This window comes from Rhodococcus shunpengi (assembly GCF_048381395.1).
In the GTDB taxonomy this organism is placed as follows: Bacteria; Actinomycetota; Actinomycetes; order Mycobacteriales; family Mycobacteriaceae; genus Rhodococcus.
Genome location: NZ_JBLWIU010000012.1, coordinates 818,118 through 840,033, shown reverse-complemented (window position 1 = coordinate 840,033; position 21,916 = coordinate 818,118). Strand labels below are relative to the sequence as shown.

16 protein-coding genes are annotated in these 21,916 nt (G+C 67.2%); 1 reads left to right on the top strand and 15 read right to left on the bottom strand.

Features of this window, described 5'->3' with window-relative positions:
- Positions 1–56: 56 nt before the first annotated feature.
- Positions 57–1,259 (bottom strand): acyl-CoA dehydrogenase family protein, encoded by a 1,203-nt coding sequence (locus tag ACNJ7K_RS09170; protein ID WP_487041510.1) that lies wholly within the window; start codon positions 1,257–1,259, stop codon positions 57–59.
- A 707-nt stretch (positions 1,260–1,966) separates the two neighbouring features.
- Between ACNJ7K_RS09170 and ACNJ7K_RS09165 the strand changes: the two genes are divergently transcribed.
- Positions 1,967–3,901, top strand: a complete 1,935-nt coding sequence (locus ACNJ7K_RS09165; RefSeq protein WP_487041509.1) for a flavin-containing monooxygenase — start codon at positions 1,967–1,969, stop codon at positions 3,899–3,901.
- 154 nt (positions 3,902–4,055) lie between these two features.
- On the opposite strand, the gene ACNJ7K_RS09160 is transcribed toward ACNJ7K_RS09165, so the two are convergent.
- From ACNJ7K_RS09160 to ACNJ7K_RS09095, 14 genes are all read right to left on the bottom strand, one after another.
- A complete protein-coding gene (locus ACNJ7K_RS09160; protein ID WP_487041508.1) occupies positions 4,056–5,273 on the bottom strand; it encodes an ABC transporter substrate-binding protein in 1,218 nt (405 codons plus the stop codon).
- 99 nt (positions 5,274–5,372) lie between these two features.
- Positions 5,373–6,086, bottom strand: coding sequence for an ABC transporter ATP-binding protein (locus ACNJ7K_RS09155; RefSeq protein ID WP_487041507.1), 714 nt, complete (start codon positions 6,084–6,086; stop codon positions 5,373–5,375).
- Positions 6,083–8,824: an ABC transporter permease subunit gene (locus ACNJ7K_RS09150; protein WP_120280597.1), complete on the bottom strand. Its 2,742-nt coding sequence runs from the start codon at positions 8,822–8,824 to the stop codon at positions 6,083–6,085. The genes ACNJ7K_RS09155 and ACNJ7K_RS09150 overlap by 4 nt, the downstream gene beginning before the upstream one ends.
- 274 nt (positions 8,825–9,098) lie before the next feature.
- Positions 9,099–10,637: a long-chain-fatty-acid--CoA ligase gene (locus tag ACNJ7K_RS09145; protein ID WP_120280598.1), complete on the bottom strand. Its 1,539-nt coding sequence runs from the start codon at positions 10,635–10,637 to the stop codon at positions 9,099–9,101.
- Positions 10,638–10,691: 54 nt separating this feature from the next.
- A complete protein-coding gene (locus tag ACNJ7K_RS09140) occupies positions 10,692–11,102 on the bottom strand; it encodes a hypothetical protein (protein WP_120280599.1) in 411 nt (136 codons plus the stop codon).
- A 1-nt stretch (position 11,103) separates the two neighbouring features.
- Positions 11,104–12,171 (bottom strand): phosphotransferase family protein, encoded by a 1,068-nt coding sequence (locus ACNJ7K_RS09135; protein ID WP_120280600.1) that lies wholly within the window; start codon positions 12,169–12,171, stop codon positions 11,104–11,106.
- On the bottom strand, positions 12,171–12,962 hold the full coding sequence (locus tag ACNJ7K_RS09130) for an SDR family NAD(P)-dependent oxidoreductase (protein WP_455408682.1): 792 nt from the start codon (positions 12,960–12,962) through the stop codon (positions 12,171–12,173). Before ACNJ7K_RS09130 ends, ACNJ7K_RS09135 begins: the two co-directional genes overlap by 1 nt.
- Entirely contained in the window at positions 12,959–14,101 is a 1,143-nt protein-coding gene (locus ACNJ7K_RS09125; RefSeq protein ID WP_455408683.1) for an acyl-CoA dehydrogenase family protein, read from the bottom strand. Before ACNJ7K_RS09125 ends, ACNJ7K_RS09130 begins: the two co-directional genes overlap by 4 nt.
- 3 nt (positions 14,102–14,104) lie before the next feature.
- Positions 14,105–16,270 (bottom strand): 3-hydroxyacyl-CoA dehydrogenase NAD-binding domain-containing protein, encoded by a 2,166-nt coding sequence (locus ACNJ7K_RS09120; protein WP_120280603.1) that lies wholly within the window; start codon positions 16,268–16,270, stop codon positions 14,105–14,107.
- Between the two features lie 47 nt (positions 16,271–16,317).
- Positions 16,318–17,526, bottom strand: a complete 1,209-nt coding sequence (locus ACNJ7K_RS09115) for an acetyl-CoA C-acetyltransferase (protein ID WP_455408684.1) — start codon at positions 17,524–17,526, stop codon at positions 16,318–16,320.
- A gap of 27 nt (positions 17,527–17,553) precedes the next feature.
- Positions 17,554–19,116: an AMP-binding protein gene (locus tag ACNJ7K_RS09110; protein WP_487041506.1), complete on the bottom strand. Its 1,563-nt coding sequence runs from the start codon at positions 19,114–19,116 to the stop codon at positions 17,554–17,556.
- Between the two features lie 44 nt (positions 19,117–19,160).
- Complete coding sequence (locus ACNJ7K_RS09105) at positions 19,161–20,150, bottom strand: DUF7065 domain-containing protein (RefSeq protein WP_120280606.1); 990 nt, start codon at positions 20,148–20,150, stop codon at positions 19,161–19,163.
- 26 nt (positions 20,151–20,176) lie between these two features.
- Positions 20,177–21,028 carry an enoyl-CoA hydratase-related protein gene (locus ACNJ7K_RS09100; RefSeq protein ID WP_120283734.1) on the bottom strand — a complete coding sequence of 284 codons (852 nt, stop codon included), beginning with the start codon at positions 21,026–21,028 and terminating at the stop codon, positions 20,177–20,179.
- Between the two features lie 14 nt (positions 21,029–21,042).
- Complete coding sequence (locus tag ACNJ7K_RS09095) at positions 21,043–21,870, bottom strand: SDR family NAD(P)-dependent oxidoreductase (RefSeq protein WP_120280607.1); 828 nt, start codon at positions 21,868–21,870, stop codon at positions 21,043–21,045.
- Positions 21,871–21,916: the final 46 nt, after the last annotated feature.

The window sequence follows — 21,916 nt, the reverse complement described above, 5'->3', positions numbered from 1 at the left end:
CCGGAGACCGGCCGCACGACACGGGTCGTCCGGGTTCGTAGTGCGAGGTCGATCGGTCAGGCCTCGGCCTGCGCGTAGATCGGCAGCAGGACCGTTGCGGCATCCGCCAGCATCTTCTGGTCGACGAGCAGATGCTGTGTCGCCACGTTCATGTCGCGGACGAAACGGCCCAGGGTGCTCGTCGAGGCGATGCTCGCGCTGCCGCCCCACCGGTGGGCGAATGTCACGACGTCCGCGCAGACCTCGTGCACCCACGCGAGCATCTGCTGGGCGCGGGCGATGTGCTCGGGCGTGATCGGTCGGCCGGAGTTCACGGCGTCCTCGGCGGCGCGGACGACGTCGTAGCAGTACAGTCGCGCGGCCTGCAGTTCGGCTTCCTTGCGGCCGAAATCGATGCGGAAGATCTCGGCCTCGCCCACCGGCACCGAGTAGGTGGGGCGAACCTTGTTGGCCGTCAGGGAGGCCACCAGTTCCAGCGCGCGGGAAGCGATTCCGAGCGCGATGGGGGCGTGGGGCAGACCGCCGGCGAATTCGTTGGTCAGCCTGTACATCGTTTCCGAGCGGGTCGGCGTGCCACCGAACGTCGGGGTGGTGTGCTCGGCGGGGACGAACGTCTTGGTGATCGTGTAGTCGTGGCTGCCCGTTCCGGCGAGTCCCCAGACGTCCCAGTTCTTGTGGAACTCCGCTTCGCTCCTGGGGAGCAGGGCGATACGGGCCTGCGGCTGCCCGTTCTCGCCGAGGATCGGGTTCCCCTGCTCGTCTGCGACGAAGAACCCGGCGCCGACCCAGGTCGCGTGGTCGGAGCCGCTCGCGAACGAGTAACGGCCGTCGATGATGTAGCCGCCCTCGACCTGGATACCGGGGTACCGGGGAAGAAGTTGGCCGGCCACGATGAACGGCTCGTCGCGGCTCAGAAGGTCTTTCGCGATATCCGGGGCGAGATATCCGACGACACCGGCGGTGCCCCACTCGCTGGCCATCCACGCCCATCCGGTCGAGGCGTCGGACTTCGCGACTTCTTCGAAGACCCGCATGCCCTCGCTGGGCAGCAGCCCTCCGCCGCCGAGCTCTTCCGGGACCAGCATTCCGTGGAGGCCCTGTTCGACGAAGGCGTCGGCAACCGGCTTCGTGAGGGTGCGCTCGCGCTCGATGGCGGCAGCTTCCTGCCTGATGAGAGGTGCGATGGAACGCGCGCGCTGGAGGTAGTCGGCTTCACGGGCGCTACTGGCGACCGTCTCCGGGCTCAGCGTCTCGGTCATGTTTCATGCCTTTCGTGCGGAGGTGATCCGGCGGCGTGCCCCACCATTCGAGTGTCTTCCACGCAACCGGCGTTCTTGGTCCCTACGGAGCCCCCGAAGCAGATTCACGAAGCGCTCCGGTGTGATCAAGCTAACATAGTTACCGCTAATGTCAAGGTACTAACTCCCAGGTAGGCGCATTTCGTACTTTTCCGTGTGCATAACCGATACTTACATCGAAGCGTATTCGGCGCGCAGGGAGTCACGCCCTGGGAACAGCGATCCTTCGAGAGGGAGATTCGTACGGGCCCGGCACCCCGGGTAGCCGGTACGGTTGTGAACCGTAACTCTAGCGATTCATTGCGTCAATACCGCTCTCTACTGGCACGTAAGACCGTAGTGTTAGTAACGACTAAGGATCAATCGATCCAGCGCCGGCGCCCTCGCACACGCTCGACCATCGCACCGCCCGGCTACAAGTCCACAACAGTGACTAACTAAAGACCCTGATATCCCTAGTGGACGCGTCATTGACTCCCGCACACTGCCATAGTTACGATTAACAGCACGTCAGGAGAGAGCCCATCCGGACCCCGAGAGCACTCGTCGCTCCGCGACGCTACGGGTCGCCTTCGATGAAAACGGCTTCCCTCGAGCACCTTTCGTGACGCCTCGAGATCCCTGACCTCCCGTACCACTACTTCGTCCCACAACCGGAAGGACGCGATATGAGCCTGGCAATCCCCCCGGATCCCGCACTCGACCGCGATACCGTGCGCACAGCCGTCGCTGCAGGCAACATCCCGTGCCTGCTCCCCGTCCTCTACCAATTGACCGGCGAGGAGAAATGGCTGTCGCCCCCGTATGTTCCGACACCCACCAAGGGGTACGAGGAACACAACGACGGTGGTCTCGACCCGCAGATCCAGGCGGAGATCCGTGAAGCCGCGACCGACGCCGTGCTGGACTGGTGCAACGGCAAGCCGATCGCGCATCCGGCACCGACCGGCGCGGAGCTCGCCCGGTTGATGAGCACGGCCATGGGCGAGCCCGTCTCCGAACGTTACGCCCCGATGATCGCCGAGCAGCTCGGTTTCGCTCCCTATACCCCCACCGAGGTCGGTTCGAGGATCCGTTCCGACCGGCAGGATTTCGGTGTCGTCGTGGTGGGGGCCGGCATCTCCGGCCTGACCTGCGCGATCAACCTGGAGCGGGCCGGTATCCCGTACACCGTTCTGGAGCGGAACGACCGCCTCGGCGGCACCTGGTGGGAGAACCGCTATCCCGGGGCACGGGTGGACATCCCCAGCGACCTCTACTCGTTCTCCTTCCGCCCGAAGAACTGGTCCGAGCACTTCGCCCGCCGCGACGAGATCTTCGGCTACGTCTCGGACGTCGCCGACGAGTACGGCGTCACCGATCGGATCCGGTTCGGTCATTCGGTCGAGACGGCCACATGGGACGAGACCGAGCAGCACTGGGTCCTGTCGGTCACCGGTCCCGACGGTGAGAAGCAGGAACTGCGCGCGACCGCGCTGGTGACGGCAGCCGGGCTGCACAGCACTCCGAATGTTCCGGATTTCGCAGGGGCCGCGGACTTCCGCGGCGAGATCGTCCACTCCGCACAGTGGCCCGAGAACCTCGACGTACGCGGTAAGCGCGTCGCGGTGGTCGGCAGCGGTGCCAGCGCGATGCAGTTGGTGGTCGCGATCTCCGACCAGGTCGAGAACATGGTCGTCCTGCAGCGTCAGCCGCAGTGGATCGCCCCGAACGAGAACTACTTCCGGCAGACCGACGACAGCAAGAACTGGCTGTTCGACCACATCCCGTTCTACCGGGGCTGGTACCGCTTCCGGCTGTACTGGCTCTACACCGAGCGGACCTATGCCGCGCTGCCGGTCGATCCGGAGCGGGAGACGAAGGGCAAGCTCGTCAGTTCCCTCAACGACGCCTACCGCGCTTATCTCACCGCCTATCTCGACAGCCAGACCGCAGGCGACGAGGAACTACGCCGCAAGACCCTTCCCGACTATCCGCCCTTCGGCAAGCGCCTTCTCATCGACAACGGCTGGTTCACCACCCTGCGCAAGCCGCATGTCGAGTTGATCACCGACAGCGTCGCGCGGCTCACCCCGACCGGACTCGTCACGGCGGACGGGGAGGAACGCGACATCGACATCCTCATCCTGTGCACGGGATTCCAGCAGCAGCGGTTCCTGTTCCCCATGGACATCCGCGGACGCGAGGGCACTTCGCTGCGCGAGATGTGGGACGACGACAACGGGCGCGCCTATCTCGGCATCACCACCCCGGGATTCCCGAATCTGTTCTTCCTGTACGGGCCGAACACGAATCCTCCCGGCGGCAGCTACATCACCATCGCCGAAGCCCAGGTGCGCTACGTCGTCGAGGCGATCGGCCGGCTCGTGTCCGAGGATCTCGCGGCGCTGGAGTGCAAGCCCGAACCGTACGAGCGGTACAACGCCGAACTCGACGAGGCGAACTCGACGATGGTCTACGCGATGGACGGCGTGACGAGCTACTACCGCAACTCCCGCGGCCGGGTCGTCACCAACTCCCCGTGGCCGGTGGCCGACTACTGGGCCCGCACCGAGCGTCCCGACCCGGCGGACTTCACCGCGACGAAGCGCCGCATCGGCTGACCTGCTCCGACCATGCGAACGGGCCGGATTCCCTCTGGGAATCCGGCCCGTTCCGTTCGAGCGGCAGGAGGTGTTCTCAGCCGGCGGAGACGGTAGGTGTTCTCAGCCGGCAGAGACGGTAGGTGTTCTCAGCCGGCAGAGACGGTAGGTGTTCTCAGCCGGCAGAGACGAACAGTTCCGACTGCAGATCGGTCTCGTCGAGGCAGATCGTCTGTCCCTCGTTGCGCGCCTTCAGTTCCCCGTCACGGACTTCACCGACGTAGTAGCAGGTCGGGTAGGTCCGGGTGGTTCCCGAATAGGTCAGCGGCGGTGCCAGGCCGTCCAGGGTCTCCCCGTCCAGCTCGCGCAGTCCCCGCGTGACGTCGGCGCCGGTCGAGTCGGAGGTGAGTTGTGCCTGCTCGGCGGCCGCCTCGAACAGTTTGCCCGCGATCCACTGGTCGAAGGCGACGGCCGAGAACTGCTCGGAGTCGGTGAGATCGTCGTAGTGGGAGTCCAGGATCTCGTGCGCCTCCCCCACCGCGGGAACCGACGGATCGAAGTACGGGGCGTTGGACTGGGTGAACAGCACACCGTCCGTCGCCGAGGACTGCACGAACTCGTTACCGAGCGCCCCGGCGGAGGTGTAGAACTGCGGCTTGTAGCCGATCTTGTGGCAGTCCTCCGCGATCCGCACGTCCACGCTGGCGATGTGGGCCAGGAAGATGCCGTCGACGCCTTCGTTCTTCATGGTCTGGCACACGGCCGTGTAGTTCGGTGCGGTGGCAGCGGCCTTGACGGACAGATAATCGAGACCGAGGTCCGCCGCGGACTTCGCCGCCAGCGCATCGGAGTCCGCACACACCGGGGATTCCGAGCAGTACACGACACCGAACTTCGTGGTGCCTTCGTCCTTTGCCAGCTTCACCAGACCGTAGGTGATCACCGGGTTCGGGGACCCGGCGATGTAGAAGTCGTCGCTGACGAGGAAGGTGCCGTCGGACGGCACACCTCCGACCACCGGGATGCCCTTCTCCTCGACGTACTGACGCCACGACCCGGTCGTTCCCGTGATGGGTCCGACGATCGCGACCGCGCCTTCCTCCTCGACGAGGCTCTTGACGGCGGCGAGTGCCTTCGACGGTTCCTGCCCGATGTCCTTGACGACGATCTTCACGGGATGACCGTTGATACCGCCCGAGGCGTTGACGCTGTCCGCCCAGGCCTGGGCGACGTCGTCCACGCGCCCGTGGGTCGGTGCGGACACACCGGAACAGCCGCACACCGTTCCCACGACGATCGGTGGCCCGGTCAGTTCGGGCGCTGCGGCAGGTTCGCTCTCCTGTGCGCTCGAACAGCCCGCCAGGACGAGCATGCTCAGGGCGGCCGCGCTCACGACGCACCTTCGGATCGTGTTCTTCACAAGGGCTCCTCTGCTGAAAAGAGTTGGTAGGTTGTCGTCTTCCGCTCCGGTCGAGGCGGAAGGAAGATCCGGTCAGGCCGTTGCCACGTCGATGCCCAGATAACGACTCGTGAGTTCGTCCTCGTCGAGGGCGGACGGCTCGAGTGCTTCCGACAGGCGTCCGCGATCGAGCAGGCGCACCACGTCGGCGCCGGCGAGTGCCCGTCCGACGTACTGCTCGACGAGCAGAACGGACTTCCCCGCCTTCCGGAGCACGGCCAGTGCCGCGAAGATCTGGTCGACCACCAGAGGCGCCAATCCCATCGACACCTCGTCGAGTACGACGATCGAACTGCGCGGGACGAATGCGCGGGCCAGGGCGACCATCTGCTGCTGGCCACCGGACAGGCTTCCGGCCTTGGCGTTCAGGCGCCGCCCGATCTCGGGGAAGACCTCCAGGGCCAGGTCGTAGTGGTCGCTCAGGGGCCCGTCGACGGCGAGGAGCAGGTTCTCCCGCACCGTAAGGCCGGGGAAGACACCGCGACCTTCGGGGATCAGGCAGATCCCTGCTGCGGCACGCTTCGTCGCGCCCTGGCCGGTGATGTCGAGCCCGCCGAGCCGGATCGATCCGGACATCGGGGCCAACAGACCACCGATGGTTTTCAGCAGGGTCGTCTTGCCGGCACCGTTCGGCCCGAGCAGGGCGACGACGGATCCGGGTGCGACGGTCAGGTTCACCTCGCGCAGCACGGTCGTGCGGCCGTATCCCGCTGTCAGTGCGGATATCTCCAGCGTCGATGTCGTCACTTGACCTCCTCCAGTTCGGCCGCGGCGACTGCGCCGGCGGTGTCCTCCTCGGTGCCCAGATAGGCCGCCTGCACGACGCTCGACCGCCGGGCCTCGGCCGGAGTTCCCTCGAAGATGATCCGGCCGAATTCGAGGACGTAGACCTCGTCGCAGATGCCGAACACCAGGGAGACGTCGTGCTCGACGAGGATCACTCCGATGCCGCGTTCGTCGGCGACCTTCCGGATCAGCTCGCCGAGGCGGGCGGACTCGTTGTGGTCGAGACCGGCCGACGGCTCGTCCAGGAGCAGCACGGGATATCCGCCGGCGAGGCAGCGGGCGACCTCGACGATGCGCCGGATACCGGTGGGCAGGCTCATGACGTGCCGGTCGGCCAGCTCCTCGAGTCCGCATGCCACGAGCGCGGCCTCGGTGGCGGCGTCGATCCGTTCACGTTCGGACGGCGACGAGTGCAGATGGGTGCGCGGATCGAGTCCGACGGTGCGTCCTTCCGCACCGGCCGCGACGTTCTCCCGGACCGTCATCGACTCGAACAGTTCGGCCGTCTGGAAGGTGCGGCCGATCCCGGCCCGTGCGCGGGCCGAGGGGCTCTTGCGTCCGAGATCCGCGCCGCCGAGGGTCACCGAACCCGAGGACGGATCGACCAGCCCGGTCACGGCGTTGAACATCGTGGATTTGCCGGCACCGTTCGGGCCGATGAGCCCGGTGATCCGCCCCGGCCGGCAGACGATGCGAGCACCGTCGAGTGCTTTGACCCCGCCGAAGACGACGTCGATGTCCTTTGCTTCGAGGACCACACCGTCGGTGGCGACGTCCGGGAGCACAGGGCGCTCGGGCGACTCGCTCCGCTCGGCGGCGCGCCCGGGCGACTCGCTCCGGTCGTCTGTCGGGCGGCGGAACCACCGGTCGATCGACTCCGTCACCGCGCGGGGCAGGCCGATCGGGGGGAGCAGAACGAGGCCGATGGCGCTGAGGCCGAACAGCAGCTGGAGATAGGTGCCCACTTCGGTGCTCGGGAAGTAGCTGGGGACCAGCGTGTAGGCGGCGGCTGCGACGATGCCGTTCCACGGGGTCGCAGGGCCGTTGAGCACGATGATGACGAAGACCGTCAGCGACACGATGGGGGCGTAACTGTCCGCGGAGATCGTCTGCTGGGCCGCCCCGGCGAGAGCACCGCCGATCGCGGCGAGGAAGGCGGCCGCACAGAAGACGAGGACGCGGGTCACCGCGGCCGGAACACCGCTGGCCTCCACCGCTTTCGGCGACTGCTTGATGTAGGTCAGCAGGCGGCCGAGCCGGCCTCGTTCGAGCACCGCCACCGCGAGCACGGCCACCGCGACGATCGCCAGGACGAGGTAGAAGTACCCGGTGTCCGAGGTGAGGTCGACCAGCGGGGTGACCGGCCGACGGACCTCGAGTCCCGACGACGCGGCGCCGAACATGAAGTCCTGGGTGTAGAACATCTGCTGCAGGAAGATGCCGAACCCGAAGGTCGCGATGGCCAGGTACAGGCCCCCGAGCCGGATCGCCGGCACCGCCAGCACCAGGCCGATCGGTACCGCGACGACCCCGGCGAGGACGAGGGCGAGCGGCCAGCTGAGACCGGCACCCTGCAGCAGATGGGAGAACGTCACCGCACCGATGGCCATGAACGCGATCTGCGCGAGGGAGACCTGCCCGGAGGTGTGGACGAGCAGCGACAGCGACAGGAAGACCAGGACCATCGCCAGCGCCACGGTCCAGTCCACAAGGTGGATGCCCGCGAAGGCCGGCACGGTCGCCAGGAAGGCGAGCACGACGACGCCGGCGGTCACCTGGAGCCGGAGCGGGGCACGCCAGGCCGGACGCGGGTGCACCCGGACCGCGGTGCGGTCGGCCAGGTACTTCTTCGGGAAGAACAGCAAAACGACGAAGAGCACGGCGAATGGGAGCGCGGCCGGCAGGGAGGCGAGGATGCCGTCGGTCAGCCAGCGCGTCGCCAGGGACGCGAGGACACCGACGACGAGCCCACCGGCGAAGGTGCCCGGAAGATTGCTGAATCCCCCGATCGCCGCGGCGGCGTAGGCCGCGACGACCAGCAACGTCAGCTGGACGGGGTCGAGCGGCATGATCGGGGCGAGCAGGACGCCGGACAGCGACGCCATCACGGTGCCGAGCATCCACGCCCAGCGGCGGACCCGGGTGGCGCTGCGCCCGACCAACTCGAGCAGGTCGGGGTTCTGCACCACGGCCTTCATGGCGATGCCGGTGCGGGTCCAGCGCAGGAACGCCCACAGTCCCGCCGTCGCCAGCGCTGCGATCACGAAGGTCGCGATGTCCTCGAACTGCACGAAGGTGCCGCCGACCTCGATGCTGCCCTCGGGCAGGAAGGGCGGTACCCGTCGGACCTTCTGGGAGCCGAAGATCAGCTCCACGCCGGCCTGGACGACGAGCAGGATGCCGACCACTCCGGCCACCTGCAAAGTCAGGGCTGCGCCCTGCAGTCGGCGGGCGAGGAATTCGAGGAGCACCCCGACGACGGGTCCGATGACGAACACGGTGATCGCCGCCGCGACGAGCCAGGGCAGTTCCCACAGCACCTCGAGCACGTAGAACGAATAGGCGGCGAGGGCGGCCAACGCGCCGTGGCCGATGTTGAACACGCCGGACGTCTTGTAGGTCAGGACGAGTCCGACTGCGGCGAGACCGTATACCGAGCCCGCCACCAATCCGATGATGAGAAAAGGGAAAATGTCCACTCTATGCACTCCTCGAGCAAGGACACGTGCTGCTGAGCGAGCCACCGAGCGCGCCTTGCGTTCGGACCATGCATCGACTGCACGCTGAGAGACCGCGCGATATGCGCTGGATCACATATCTACCCGACCGTGCCGGGAACCGCAACGGAACACGCTATCTCCGCGACTTCCGATTACGTTGCGGTACTGCATGTTCGGGTTCAACTGCACGACGAACAGCCGGTGACCCGTCGCGTCGGGAACGCGACGGGCACCGGCCGATGGGCGAGGGGGATCAATTCACGTTGCGGCCGTGTCCCTCCCAGTACGGCGCACGGAGTTCGCGTTTGAGGATCTTTCCGACCGCGCTGCGCGGCAGGGTGTCCGCGAAGACCACGGAGACGGGGCATTTGAACCGGGCGAGATGCGCGCGGCAGTGCGCGAGCACGATCTCCTCGGTGAGTTCGGCGACCTCGGCAGCGACCACCACGGCCACCGGACTCTCTCCCCACCGTTCGCTGGGGACACCGATGACGGCGACGTCCGCGACGCCCTTCAGCCCGAACAGGACCTCTTCGATCTCACGAGGGTAGATGTTCTCCCCTCCCGAGATGATCATGTCCTTCACGCGGTCGGAGATGTACAGGAAGCCGTCGTCGTCGAGATATCCGGCATCGCCGGTACGGAGCCATCCGCCGTCGAGAACCGCGCGGGTGGCGTCCTCGAGCTTCCAGTACCCGCTCATGAGCTGCGGCCCACGGACCGCCACCTCCCCCACCGTGCCGGTCGGGCACTCGTGACCGTCGCTCGAGACCACACGAATCTCCGAGCCGATGACGGCGCGTCCTGCGGAGGCCAGGATGCCCGGATCCGACCGGAGCGCACGATGATGGTCCTCGGGTGCGAGGATGGTTGCCACTGCGCAGCATTCGGTCATCCCGTAGGCCTGCGCGAAGTCGCACCCGAAGATGTCCATGGCCTTTCTCACCAACTCCACCGCCATCGGCGCCGAGCCGTAGACCATGAGATCCAGGGCGGTGAAGTCGAGTTCCGCGACGACCGGATCGGCGATCATCTCCTGGATCATCGCCGGTGCCAGCGTCAGCAGCTGGATGCGTAGTTCGGACATCGCCCGCAGCACGCCCGCTCGGTCGTAGTCGCGCACCACGCGGATCGAGCAACCCCCGGCCGTGTATGCGAGCACCTGCAGTGCGGCACCCGCATGGAACAACGGCATCACGCACAGTGTGCGCTTGCGATTCGCGTCCAGTGCCAGCTGGATCTGCATCGCGTTGATACAGGCAGCCCGGTGGGACACCATGGCACCCTTGGGTTTACCGGTGGTCCCGCTCGTGTACATCTGGTGGTACACCGCGTCCTCCGGGACGTCGCGGTCGACATCGCCCGTCCCGCAGGAGAGCACGTCGCCGGCGAATCCCATCACGGCCTCGCCTCCGCCGCGGAGAATCGACACCGTGGTCTCGGCCGGGGCCACTTCGGTGAAGGCCTCGGCGTAGTCCTCGTGTACGACGGCGAGCACACATCCGGCGTCCTCGACGATGTACTTCCATTCGGCCGGAGCCAACCGGAAGTTGAGAGGAACCGGGACGACACCGGCCCGTGAGGCACCGAAGTAGAGCGCGATCATCTCGAGCGAATTGCGGTCGAGCACGGCGAATCGATCACCGGGTTCGAGGTTGGCAGCCAGCCAGTTCCCCACCCGCCGAGTCCAGTCCTGCATCTCACGCCAGGTGAGCGTGCGGGTCCCGTCGGTGACGTAGACCTCGTCCGGAAATCGTCGTGCCCAGTGGTCGAGCAGGTCGTGCACGCGCATGGATGCCGTCCTCGATCGTTGCGGTCGGAAGGTAGCGAGATGCCGATGGGCCCGTCAGTCCGGAAGACCGGACCGCAGAGCCACGGAGATCTGGTCCCGTACGTCGTCATCGGTGAAACGACTCACCGCCGAGACGATCTCGTCTCCGTTCGCACCGGAGCGGTAGGTCGCGGCGAGGGTGTCGGCGACCTCGCTCCGGCGTCGTCGCAGGGTCGCCACATCGACGTCGTTGCTCCCGGCAGGATCCAGGCCCAGCGCGACGGCGAGTTCCTCGGTGCGCTCGAGACTGCGTGCGAGCCCGTCCGGATCCCATGCGAGGCGGGCGACGAGATTGTCGAGTGCCTCGACCACACCGGCCAGTTCCAGCCGGGCGGTACCGCCGGTGACGTCCGGCGCGACCCGTTCGACGAGTGTGTCCCTGATCGTGCGCAGCACCTGCTGCGGATCGGTGGAGTAGACGGTCATGTCAGTGTCCCCATTCCCCGTCGCGCAGCATCTGTCCGAGCCAGCCGAGGCTGTAGTAGACGCTGTGCGCCATGTTCGCGTACCGCAACTCGTCACGTTCCCCGCGCGAGTAGATGTCGACGGCCTGCAGGCATCCGACGGCGGTCTTCACCAGCGACTGGACCGTCCACCACGTCAGGGTGTCCGGACGCGGACGCCAACCGCCGGCCGCCTCGTATTCGTCGAGGAACGGCTCGCTCTCGATGAGCTTGCACAACAACGGGGAACGCCCGCGCGAGGTCCGTTGCGCGAACCACGCGATGTCGGCGGTCGGGTCCGAGAAGTGCGCGGTCTCCCAGTCGAGGACACCGGTGATCGTGTCGTCCTCGACCACGAGATTGCCGATCCGGAAATCGTTGTGCACGAGCGACACCCGACCCGAGACCGCATCGCGCCGATGATCCAGCCATGCGAACGCGAGATCGAGGATCGGGATCGGGATGTCGACGACGTCCCGATAGACCCGGTGCCACTTGTCGTTCTCGTGCTTACCGGTGTCCGCCGGTTCCGGAACCGGACCGAGCGCGGTCAGGTTCAGACCGTGCGGGTCGGCGGCGTGCAGGCGTGCCATTTCCCGGGCCACGTCCAGCCCGAGCCTCCATCGGGTCTCCTTGTCGGGAACCACGCGGGAGACGGTGTTCGGCATCGGGATCAGGCCCTCGACCTTCTCCATCGCGAACCATCCACGACCGGTCTCGGGCACCGAGTAGGCGATCACCTGCGGAACGCGCATCCCGATGCCGGCTGCGGCCTCGAGAAGCGCGACCTCACGAGCGACGTCGTAATCGCCGACGATGCCGCTGATCGGCTGACGCTTGACCGCGTAGGTCGCGGTCGAATCGCCGGTGCCCGCCGTCCACGTCGCGGTGACGAGATAGGTCTCCCACGAGTTCCCCTCGCCGCGCAGGTCCACGTCGGTGAGGGTCAGCGACCCGCCCGCACCGACGGCGCGGTCGAGCTCGGCGGTGAGTTCGTCGAGGAATTCGTTACGCATGCCCGTCACCTCGGTATAGATGTCCGTGACGCTCATCAGAACACCACCGCCGTCGGTCCGCCGCCGTCGACGACGAGACGCTGACCGGTGACGTACCCGGAGTCGGGTGACACCAGGAAGGCCACGGCACCGGCGACGTCCTCAGGACGGCACACACGACCGAACGGGGACGACGCGTCGAGTTCGGCGATGTCGGTGCCGCGCGACGCGGAGACGAGTCGTCGGCCCATCTCGGTGGCGATGAGGCCGGGCGCGACGATGTTCGCGTGGATGCCGTTCGGACGTTCCTCCTGGGCGAGGGTCCGGATGCAGGTCTCCATGGCCGATTTCGCCATCGTGTACGGCGCCGAGTTCGGTGGCGCGGAGGCGGTGGTGGTGCTCGAGATCATCACGATGTCCCCGCGGCCGTCCGGCTCGGACGCGGCCTTCCGCATCCCCGGCAGGACGAGCTGGATCAGGCGGATCGGGCCGAGCGCGTGGACGTTCAGCAGCTGTTCGAACTCCGCGCGGGTGGTGGTCGCCACGTCGAGTCCCCGGCTGGCCGAGCCTGCGTTGTTGACCAGCAGGTCGACCGCACCCAGGTCGTTTCGGATCGATTCGACCATCGCCTCGACGGCGACCTCGTCGTCGATCGAGGCCCGGTAGGCGCGGGCCGTGCCGCCGGTGGCGGTGATCTCACCGACCACCTCGTCGGCGGCATCGGCCTCACGGCGGTAGTTGACGGCGACGGCCGCGCCGTCGCGGGCGAGCCGCAGGGCCACGGATCGTCCGAGGCCTCGCGAGCTCCCGGTGACGAGAGCGACACGTCCTGCGAGCGGCCCGGTCATCGTGCCACCACCCTTCGACCCACCAGATCCTTCATCACTTCGTTCGCTCCTCCGTAGATCCGCTGGATACGCGCGTCACGCCAGATCCGGGCGATCGGGTATTCCTCCATGTAGCCGTAGCCGCCGAACAGCTGCAGACACCGATCGACGACGTCCCACTGCAGTTCGGTCGCCTTGTACTTGGCTCCGGCCGCATCGTCCGCGGTCAGTTCGCCCTCGTTCAGCGCGAGCACACACTTGTCGACGTAGTGCTGCATCACCTGGACATCCGTGTGCATCTCGGCGATGGCCATCCGAACGGACTGCAGTTCGGACAGCGGAGCGCCGAACGCGACCCGGTCGCGCACGTGATCGAGAGCCAGGCTCAGTGCGTGCGCGGCCGACGCGACGCCCGAGACGGCGATCGACAGGCGTTCGCGCGGGAGATTGGCCACCGCCGATCCGAATCCGCGTCCCGGTTCGCCGATGATGTTCGAGACCGGGACCCGGCAGTCGGTGAAGACCAGTTCGGCGGTGTCCTGGGCCTTGCGCCCGATCTTGTGCATCGGCCGGCCACGTTCGAAGCCGGGGGTTCCGGCCTCGACGGCCACGAACGACGTCCCGCGGCCGTCGCGTTCACCGGTGCGCACCAGCACGATCGCCAGGTCGCAGGTGGCACCGCTCGTGATGAACGTCTTCGTGCCGTTGATGACGAGTTCGTCGCCGTCCCGCCGTGCGGTGGTGCGGATCGATGCCAGATCCGAACCGGCGCCGGGTTCGGTCATGCCGAGGGCGGTGACGCAGTCGCCGCTGGTGAACTTCGGAAGCCAACGTGCCTTCTGGGCGTCGGTTGTCAGGTCCCTCAGGTACGGCACGATGATGTCGTTCTGCATGCTGAAGGTGTCGCCGGCCATTCCGGACGCGACGACCTCCTCCGTCATGACGGCGTTGTACCGGAAGTCGGTGATGCCCAGACCACCGTAGGCGGTGTCGAACTCGAAGCCGAGGAATCCCGACTTCGCGGCGGCGTTGATGAAGGCACGGTCGACCGTCCCCTCACGTTCCCAGTCCTCGACGTACGGCACTGCCTCACGGTCCAGGAAGGCCCGGAAGGCGGACCGGAAGGCCTCGTGCTCGTCGGTGTAGATGTCCCTGCGCACCGGTCAGCCCTCCGTCAGCGACGCCGGGGGCGTGAATCGGGGACCGTACTTGTCGGCCAGTTCCTGCGCGCGCCGCACGAACGCCGCGGTGCCGCCGGGGTAACCCGCGATGAACTGGCTGGTGCCGCCGGTCCACGTGGGGAATCCGATGCCGAGCAGCGACCCGACGTTGGCGTCGGCGGTCGAGCGCAGGACGCCGTCGTCGTGGCAGCGCACCGTCTCGAGGACCTCGGCGAACAGCAGCCGGTCCTTCAGCTCGTCGAGGTCGGCGCGTTCACCGTTCACCGGGAAGCGCTCGGCGAGACCGGACCACAGCGCGCCGCGCTTGCCGTCCTCGTACTCGTAGAAGCCGGCACCCGCGACACGGCTCGGGCGACCGAGCTCCTCGACCATCGCGGTGAGCACCGCGTCGCCGGGATGCTCGGGCAAGGGTGTACCCGCGGCCTCCGCGACCTCACGGAACTGGCTGCGGATCTTCAGCGGGAGCGCGGAGGTGACCTCGTCGAGCAGCGCCAGCGTGCCGAGCGGGTAGCCCGCCTGCACCGACGCCTGCTCGATCGACTGCGGGTCGATACCCTCACCGACCATCGCGGCGGCCTCGGTGAGACGCTGCAGGATCACGCGGCTGGTGTAGAAGCCCCGACCGTCACCGACAACGATCGGCGTCTTGCCCAGTTGCCGCGCGATGTCGAACGCCTTCGCGAGCGTCGCGTCGCTGGTCTTCTCCCCCACGATGATCTCGAGCAGATCCATCCGCTCGACCGGCGAGAAGAAGTGCAGACCGATGAAGTCCTCGGGGCGGTCCACGCCGGCGGCGAGGTCCGTGATCGGCAGCGTCGAGGTGTTGGAACCGAGCACCGCGTCGGGCGCGACGACGCCCAGCACCTCACCGAAGACGGTCTTCTTGAGCGCCGGATCCTCGAATACGGCCTCGACCACCAGATCGGCACCGGCGAGGTCGGCCGCATCGGCGACCGGCGTGATGAGTGCGAGGATCTCGTCGGCCGACTCCTGCGTGCGGCGACCGGACTTCACCTGCTTGGACAGAAAGCGGCGAGCGTAGTCCTTGCCCTTCTCGGCGGCGGCGAGGTCGACGTCCTTGAGACCCACCTTGATTCCGACGAGCGCACACGACAGTGCGATGCCCGCGCCCATCAGGCCGGCGCCGAGCACTGCCGCGTACGTGGCCTTGTGCGTCGGGTAGCCCTCGGGTCGGCTCGCGCCGGACGCGATGGCCTGCCGGTCGAAGAAGGTGCCCTGGATGATGTTCTTGGAGATCTGCCCGGTGGCGAGGCCGACGAAGTAACGGGTCTCGATTGCGGACGCGACGTCGAAGCCGACCTGCGTGCTCTCGACCGCGGTGGCGAGGATCGCCTCGCGTGCCGGGTTGGGCGCGCCCTTCGCGGCGGCGCGCACTGCGGCGACACGAGCCGGGATCATTGTCTCGACGGACGGTGAGTACGCGGTGCCGCCCGGGATGGGTGCCTTGCGATCCCACGGCTGGGTCGCGTCCGGGTTCGCGGCGATCCAGGCACGCGCGGCGGGGACGAGGTCGTCGGCCGAATCGACGATCTCGTCGATCAGGCCGATCTCGAGCGCCTTGTCTGCGGTGAACGACGCGCCCGTCAGCAGCACCTTGTCGAGGGCGGGGCCGAGGCCGAGCAGCCGTACGGTGCGGACGATGCCTCCGCCGCCGGGCAGCAGTCCGAGGTTGACCTCGGGCAGGCCCACTCGAACGGGCTTCGCGCGCACCGCGATCCGGTGGTGGCACGCGAGGGCGATCTCGAGTCCGCCGCCGAGGGCAGCGCCGGCGATCGCCGCGACCACCGGGACACCTGCGGTCTCGATACGGCGCAGCATGGCCTTCGCGCCGTCTGCGAACGCAGCGAGCTCACCGGCCTGCTCGGGGGTGGCAGCAAAGATGTCGTTGAGGTCGCCGCCCGCGAAGAACGTCTTCTTCGCCGAGGTCATGACGACGCCGGTGACGACGTCCTTGTTCTCGGCGAGGCGGTCGAGCACCCGGTTCAACGAGTCGGACCACGCGGCGTTCATCGTGTTGACGGACTGGTTCGGGTCGTCGAAGGTCAGGACGACGATGCCGTCGTCGCCCTGCTCCCACAGGATGGTGCCGATACGCTCTGCGCTGGTGGGTTCTGCAATCTGGGTCATCGTGTGCTCACAGCTTTCTGGAGGTCGCGGAGGAGAAGTATTCGGGCTCAGACGCGTTCGACGATCGTGGCGATACCCATGCCACCGCCGACGCACAGCGTCACGAGCGCACGGCGCTGGTCGCGGCGTTCGAGCTCGTCGATGACGGTCGAGATGAGCATCGCGCCGGTTGCTCCGAGCGGGTGCCCCATCGCGATCGCGCCGCCGTTGACGTTGAGCTTCTCGTGCGGGATGTCGAGGTCCTTCATGAAACGCAGCGCGACCGAGCTGAACGCCTCGTTGATCTCGAACAGGTCGATGTCGTCGACGGTCAGTCCCGCGACCGCGAGTGCCTTGCGGGTGGCGGGTGTCGGTCCGGTGAGCATGATGGTCGCGTCCGAGCCGCTGACCGCACCCGCGACGATCCGGGCCCGCGGGGTCAGACCGAGGTCCTTGCCGACCTGCTCGTTACCGAGCGCGACCAGTGCTGCACCGTCGACGATGCCCGACGAGTTGCCCCCGGTGTGCACGTGATCGATGCGCTCGACCCAGTGGTACTTCTGCAGTGCCACCGCGTCGAAGCCGGCCGCGCCGATGCCGGCGAATGCCGGGGTGAGCCCGGCGAGCGTCTCGACCGTGGTGCCGCGGCGCAGGTGCTCGTCGCGCTCGAGGACCGCGATGCCGTTCTTGTCGCGGACGGGGACGACCGAGCGGTCGAACCGGCCCTCGTCCCATGCCTGTGCGGCGCGGCGCTGCGACTCGGCGGCGAAGCTGTCGACGTCCTCACGGGTGAAGCCCTCGAGGGTCGCGATCAGGTCGGCGCCGATGCCCTGCGGGACGAAACCGGTCGTGAAGTTCGTCTCCGGGTCGTTGGCCCACGCGCCGCCGTCGCTGCCCATCGGCACGCGCGACATCGACTCGACGCCACCGGCGAGCATGAGCGACTCCCAACCCGATGCGACCTTCTGCGATGCGGTGTTGACCGCCTCGAGGCCGGATGCGCAGAAGCGGTTCATCTGCACGCCGGCGACGGTTTCGGGCAGGCCGGCATTGACCGCGGCGATGCGCGCGATGTCGGCGCCCTGGTCACGCAGTGGACTCACGACGCCGAGCACGATGTCGTCGATGCGGGCGGGGTCGAGCGACGGGTTGCGCTCCTGGATCGCTTCGATCAGTCCGGTGATCAGGGACATCGGCTTGACGCCGTTGAGCGCGCCGTTGCGGCCCTTTCCGCGCGGGGTCCGGATCGCGTCGTACACGAAAACGTCGTGGGGCATGGAACTTCCTGTTCTGGGTGAGATGGTTCAGCGGGATGCGGCGGCGGGTTCGGTCCAGTACGCGGCGCGCAGACCCTTCTTGTAGAGCTTGCCCGTGGGCAGCCGCGGCATCTCGTCGATGAAGTCGAACGACTTGGGGCACTTGAATTTCGCGAGCTCGGATCGGCAGAACTCGGAGAGTTCGGACGCCAGAGCGGGGCCGGCGTCCGCGGGGTCGACCGGTTGGATGACGGCCTTGACGGCTTCACCGAAGTCCTCGTCGGGGACGCCGAACACCGCGGCGTCGAGAACCTTCGGGTGGGTGACGAGCAGATTCTCGATCGCCTGCGGGTAGATGTTCACTCCACCGGAGATGATGACGAAGGCCTGGCGATCGGTGAGATACAGGAAACCGTCCTCGTCGAGGAAACCGATGTCGCCGATCTTCGACATCGTTCCGTCGGCGCTGCGCGCCTCGGCGGTCTTCTCCGGGTCGTTGAAGTATTCGAAGGTGCTTCCCGTGCCCCGGAACCAGATGGTTCCCGGGACACCGGGCGGGCATTCGTGTCCGTCGTCGTCGAGGATCACCGGTTCACCCATGTAGGGCCGGCCGACGGTTCCCTTGTGTTCGAGCCATTCCTGCGGGGTGCATCCGCACATGCCGTTCGCCTCGGTGCCGCCGTAGTACTCGTAGATCACGGGACCGAACCAGTCGAGCATGGCCTCCTTGACCGCGACCGGACACGGTGCCGCACCGTGCACGACGACCTCGAGGGAGGAGACGTCGTGGTTCCGCTCCTCCTCGGGGAGTTTGAGCATGCGGGAGAACATGGTGGGCACGACCATCGAGTGGGTGATGCGGTACTTCTCGACCAGTGCGAGATACTCGCGAGCGTCGAACTTCTCCATCACCACGATCGTCGCGCCGAGGCGGATACCGATCGCCACCGAGGACTGCGGTCCGGAGTGGTAGAGCGGCGCCGGCGACAGGAAGCGCATCCCTTCCCGTAGGTGGAAGAGTCTGCGTCCGAAATCCTCGATGTCGAGGATCTGTCCCGGATGCGCATCGGGAAGGGACCGCTTGATCGCCTTCGGCCGTCCGGTGGTGCCGGACGAGTAGAACATCGGCGTACCCAACCGCTCGTCCGGTACCGGAGTTCCGTCGAATTCCGACACGGCGCCCGCATACGACTCGAACGGCGCGGGTGGCTCGGTGGCCACAGCGTCGGCATCGACCAGCAGCCATGTCCGTACCGCCGGGCACAGATCCGGAAGTTTCTGCGCAACATCGAACTTCGCCGCGGTGGTGATCACCAGTCGGGACTGCGAGTCGCCGATGATGTAGGCGGCCTCGACGGCGGAGAGGAAGGAGTTCACCGGTGTGTAGAACAGTCCCGTGCGTTCGGCAGCGGACATCGCCACGATCATGTCGGGATGGTTGTCCATGAACAGGGCGATGTGGTCGCCCGCCGCCAGTCCCTGCGCCCGGAACAACGCGGCGAGCCGGTTGGCCCGGGTGTCGAGATCCGCGTAGGTGACGATCTCTCCGCTGGAGGCCATGATGACCGCCGGGCGGTCGGGGTGCTCGACAGCGTGACGTCCTGGGTACATGACAGTGCTCCTCGATGACGATCCGATACGGGCGGCAGCCGCGCCTACGGCCTGATCGGACGCAGGAATTCGGCGACGGCCCAGCCGCCGTGGCCTTCGGCGAGGTCGACCGTCATCTGTGCCATGCGCACGGCACGGTCCTCGGTACGCTGCGTGACCGGCACGAAGTGCCGGATCGATCCGTCGACGACGATCGTCGGCAGGCCTTCGGCGGTGATGATGCCGACATGCCTTCCGCTGTAGGTGGATTCGCCCGCGTAATCGGTCAGGACCTTGTAGTCGGTGATCGGATGGGCGACGTGGTCGGTGGTCAGCACCGCGCCCGCACTGACACGCACGCCCGACGGTTCGTACTCGCCGTACGCGCTGAAGGCGGTACCGTCGGCGAGCCATCCGGCCAGCCATTCGCCCGTGTACGAGGCCCACTCCCGCGGTCCCCACGAGTGATCGCGGAAGGAGGTGACCTTGTCGAGCACCCAGGTCCGGCTGCCCACGCGGATGGTTCCGGACAGGTGCCCGAACTGTTCGTAGTGATCGCTGGCGATCGTCGAACTGCCCGGCGTGCAGTCGCCGTCGCCGTCCCCGTTGATGACGAACATGGGGCTTGTCGCCTCGTAGGTGAGGGAGATCTCGCACTCCTCCGAGGGGGCGTTCTTCAGGGCGATGCGGCCCTGCTCGGCCATCATCGACGGATGGGCGACACGTGCGACGGTGTTGCGGTAGGTGATCTCGGCGGTCCGGGTGGGTTCCTTGATCACGATCTCCAGTCCCTGACCGGAGAACTCGTCGTTGGTCTCGCACGGGGTCCGGCCGGCCCGGAAGGCGATGGCACCTCCCGGGAGAGTCAACTGCACGGAGGTTTCGCTGTACCCGAGGTTCGGCCTGTTACCGATCCGGACCAGTCCACCGAGTTGCGAGACCGGGTCGACGAAGTTGAAGTAGACGCTCTCGTTGAAATTGTGGATGCCGGCGAAGTCGTGTGTCCCCTCCGCGTCGGCCCCGTACTTGCATACGGTGAACGGGTCGGTGGTCATGGTGCTCCTGGGGTCCGTAGGGAGTGTCAGAATCGTTCGGCGGGAGTCGGATCGAGCGGCGGGAAGACCGCGGGCCGGCGTTCGAGGAACGACAGGATCCCCTCACGGGCGTCGGCGGAGTCGACTCGTCCGGCGTACGTGCGGGATTCGTCCGCTGCCGCCCGAGCCGGGTGCGAGTGCATCCATCCCGAGGCCAGCAGCCTCTTGGACAGCGCGACCGAGGTCGGGGAGGTGTCGCGGACGAACTGCTCCGCGTATTCCCTGGCCTCCACCATCACCCGGTCGGCGGGAACCACCCGTGTGAGGAATCCGGCTTCGTACGCCTCGGCGGCGTCGAACACCCGTCCGGACAGGATCCAGTCGGTGGCCCGACCGATCCCGACGAGCCTGGGCAGGAACCAGGAGGAGGCACCCTCGGGGACCACGCCACGCCGGGTGAACACGAACCCGAATCGTGCGTCTTCGCTCGCGATCCGGATGTCCATCGCCGCTGCGATGGTCGCGCCTCCGCCGATCGCATGCCCGTTGATGGCGGCGATCACCGGTTTCTGCATTTCGAAGATCCGCTCGCTGATACGTCCGGCGGGCTCGCGGTAACCGGTGGGTGTGTGACCGTCGACGTCCTCGACGAGGGCGCGCGTCAACGTCTCGGGGCCGTCGAGTGCGGCGCCCACCGAGAATGCCTCGCCCGCGCCGGTGACGATCACTGCGCGCACGTCGGGATCGCGATCCGCCCGGTCGAGTGCGCGCAGCACGTCGACGAGCATGCGGACCCGCATCCCGTTGCGCCGTTCGGGCGCATCCAGCGTCACCACCGCGACACCGTCCGAGACCTCGTAGGTCACGTCCTCGTAGTCGTCCACGGCCTGCTCCTGCATGCTGGGGGCCTCGGTCACAGCCCGCCGCCACACACGAGGACCTGGCCCGTGATGTAGCTCGACTCGGGGCTGCACAGCAGGTAGACGGCACCGGCAGCTTCCTCGACGGTGCCGGCCCGGCCGAGCGCGATCTGCTTCGTCGCGGCCTCCATCACGGCGGGATCCACGCCGACCTTGATCTCGCGGCCCTCGACGTCGATGGTCTTGGCCTCGGTGGTCACCGACGTGAGGCGGGTGTTGATCACGCCGTAGGCGACGGCATTGGAGGTGACGTTGTACCGGCCCCACTCCTTGGCGATCGTCTTCGTCAGACCGACCATGCCCGCCTTGGCGGAGGAGTAGTTGGCCTGGCCGGGGTTGCCGAGCAGACCCGACGTCGACGAGATGTTGACGATCTTGCGGCACGGCACCTCGGTGCCGGCGGCACGCTCGGCCTTGACCGCGGCGCTGATGACCGGCTGGGCAGCGCGCAGGATGCGGAACGGCGCGGTGAGGTGCACGTCGATGATGTCCGCCCACTGCTGGTCGGTCATCTTCTGGATCACGTTGTCCCAGGTGTAGCCGGCATTGTTGACGATGATGTCGATCCCACCGAAGTTGTCGACGGCGGTGGCGACGAAGCGATCGGCGAACGCAGGGTCGGTGACGCTGCCGACGCATGCGACGGCCTGGCCTCCGAGTGCCTCGATCTCTGCGACCACTTCCTTCGCGGGCTCGGCATCGAGATCGTTGATCACCACCCGGGCCCCCTCCGACGCCAGCTTCACGGCGACGGCTCGACCGATACCGCGGCCCGAGCCGGAGACCAGTGCCACCTTGTCCTGCAGTTTCTGGCCGCTCACGTGTTTCCTCCTGAGTGTTCGCGTCGAAAGCCCGACCTCCGGATAC